Raw genomic sequence first — 2,651 nt, 5'->3', positions numbered from 1 at the left:
ACAGGTAGACTGTCTGCCCGGAGGCCGGCTCGTTGAACTGCATCAGCGTGACGCCGTCGGCGTCGAAAGCCTTTTTCACCGCTACCGCCACTTTCTGCACAACGGCAAACAGCGGACCGAACGTTGCCGGATCGGCGTCGAGAATATTGCGCGACGGCGCCTTCGGCAGCACTAGCGTGTGGCCGACCCCTTGCGGCATCACGTCCATGAAGGCGACGACCGTATCGTCCTCATAGATGCGATGCGAGGGGATCTCGCCGCGCAGGATTTTCGCAAAGATGTTGCCGGGATCGTAGGCTTCGGCCATGGCGGGTGCTCCGGATTGCGATCTGTCGTCCGGTGTAGCGAAGCCGGTCTCAAGCGGCAAGACAGAGGGGCAAGCGGATTCCACTCGCCTGGCAAACTCGGTCTATTCCCCGAGGTCCTTGCGGAACGGCGTGTGCTCTTCCAGGTACTCGCCCATCCGCTCGACCTCGCGCCGCTCGCGGCGCAGATAGTCGGCGACCGCGTTGCGCAGGCCGGGATGCGCAATGTAGTGCGCCGAATGCATTGTCACCGGCTGGTAGCCGCGTGCCAGCTTGTGCTCGCCTTGCGCGCCGGCTTCCACCACCTTCAGTTTGCGCTCGATCGCGAAGTCGATTGCCTGGTGGTAGCAGACCTCGAAATGCAGGAAGGGGTGGTCCTCGATGCAGCCCCAATTGCGGCCATAGAGCGCGTCCGAGCCGATGAAGTTGATGGCGCCGGCGATGTAGCGGCCGTTGCGCTTGGCCATCACCAGCAGGATGTCGTCGGCCAGGCGCTCGCCGATCAGCGAGAAGAACTGGCGGTTGAGATAGGGCCGGCCCCATTTCCTGCCGCCGGTGTCCATATAGAAGGCGAAGAAATCATCCCAGGCGCGTTCGGTGATGTCCTTGCCGGTCAGCCAGTCGATCGAGATGCCGTCCGCCAGCGCTTCGCGGCGCTCCTTCTTCATCGCCTTGCGCTTGCGCGAGGCAAGCGTGGCGAGGAAGTCGTCGTAGCTGGAAAAGCCTTCGTTGAAGAAATGGAACTGCTGGTCGGTGCGATGCAGGAAGCCAGCCGCTTCCAGCGTCGCGACGTCTGGTTCAGTGGCGAAGGTGACATGCGCGGAAGACACGCCGAGCCTGTCGGTCACCATCTTCAAGCCGGCGGCAAGGCCGGCCTTCACCGCGCCTTCGTCCTCGTCCTTGCCGACCAGCAGGCGAGGGCCGGTGACCGGCGTGAACGGCACAGAGCACTGCAACTTGGGATAATAACGCCCGCCGGCGCGCTCGAAGGCGTCGGACCAGCCATGGTCGAAGACATATTCGCCCTGGCTGTGCGACTTGAGATAGCAGGGCACGGCGCCCAGCAGTCTGCCTTGCGCATTCTCGAGCCTCAGGTGATGGCCCTGCCAGCCGGTGCGCCGCACGGCGCAGCCGGAATCCTCAAGCGCGCTCAGAAAAGCGAATGAAACGAGCGGGTTGTAGCCGTTTTCTTTATCGCCGCGCGTGGTTCCGGCGAAGCCGTTCCATTCCTCGCAGGTGAACGCGCCGATGCCTGCCGCGACGCGGATCGCATAGTCCGCATTCGTTGCCCGTCCATCGTCGTCTTCACCTTGATCCATGGGGCTTATTTAAGCGTCCTCAGGGCTGCTACAAGTCACGTTTCGGGTATCGCCTCAGGCCACCTTGACCAGGTCGGGCTCAAAACCCTCGAACGTCATCTGGTCGGCATATTTGAAGGTGAGGTCGACCGCGGGCTGATCCTGAACGGTCCAGGTGATGACGGGCATTTTGAGCTTTTCGCGCACGAAGCCGACGAAGGCGTTGGGCAGATCGCCGGCGGCGTAGGAGGTGAAAGCGAGGTTGTGGGCCAGCATGGCGAAATGCGCTTCGATCAACTGGTTGTCCTTGCCGTAGGCGGTCAGCCCTCCCGGAATGCCGGGCGCATCCTTGGCGAAGTCGCGGATCAGCCAGTGGTCGAACGACATGATCGCCACCTTGCCCTTGTAGCGCTTGAGCAGCTTGCCGACGGACGCCACCAGCCCGTTGTCGTGGCCGGCAACGCCTTTCAGCTCGACCACCAGCGGCACACGGCCGTCGATCAGGTCGAGCGCCTCCTGCAACGTCGGCACATGGTCGGCGGTGCCGCCCACCTTGAGCGCGGTGAGTTCAGCCGCCGTGCGTTGCCACACAGAGCCGTCCTCGCCGGTCAGGCGTTTCAGATCGCCGTCGTGGATGATGACGGGAACGCCGTCGGACGAGATATGCACGTCGCATTCGATCGCGTAGCCGCGCTCGGCCGCCGCCGCGAAGGCCGATAGCGTGTTCTCCCAGCACGTCTTGTTCATGTCGTGAAAGCCCCGGTGCGCGACCGGGCGGGCAATCAGCCAGGAAAGGTCGGTCATGTCAGGCTCTTCTTACTCGACTTCGAAGATCGCTTCGATTTCAACCGCGGCGTTGAGCGGCAGCGATGCGGTGCCGACGGCGGAGCGGGCATGCTTGCCGCGCTCGCCGAGCGCGGCGACCAGAAAATCGGAAGCGCCGTTGGCGACCAGATGCTGCTCGACGAATCCCGGCGCCGAGGCCACGAAGACTGTGATCTTGACCAGCCGGCGGATCTTCTCGAGATCGCCAAGCGCTGCCTTGGCC

At 63.5% G+C, this 2,651-nt stretch carries 4 protein-coding genes; all 4 read right to left on the bottom strand.

Translation table 11 applies throughout. The features are described 5' to 3' along the window. On the bottom strand, window positions 1-307 hold a 307-nt coding region (locus tag EOA38_RS33065; protein WP_127301209.1), incomplete at its 3' end, for an HIT domain-containing protein. Between the two features lie 102 nt (window positions 308-409). After that, window positions 410-1,624: a GNAT family N-acetyltransferase gene (locus EOA38_RS33060; protein WP_126093872.1), complete on the bottom strand. Its 1,215-nt coding sequence runs from the start codon at window positions 1,622-1,624 to the stop codon at window positions 410-412. Between the two features lie 54 nt (window positions 1,625-1,678). Further along, entirely contained in the window at window positions 1,679-2,407 is a 729-nt protein-coding gene (locus EOA38_RS33055) for a glycerophosphodiester phosphodiesterase (protein ID WP_126093873.1), read from the bottom strand. Window positions 2,408-2,419: 12 nt separating this feature from the next. Next, window positions 2,420-2,651 (bottom strand): RidA family protein (locus EOA38_RS33050; protein ID WP_145966185.1); only part of this gene is annotated, 232 nt, incomplete at its 5' end.

This window comes from Mesorhizobium sp. M1E.F.Ca.ET.041.01.1.1, assembly GCF_003997355.1.
Taxonomy (GTDB): domain Bacteria; phylum Pseudomonadota; class Alphaproteobacteria; order Rhizobiales; family Rhizobiaceae; genus Mesorhizobium.
This window is presented reverse-complemented; position numbering and strand designations above follow the sequence as displayed.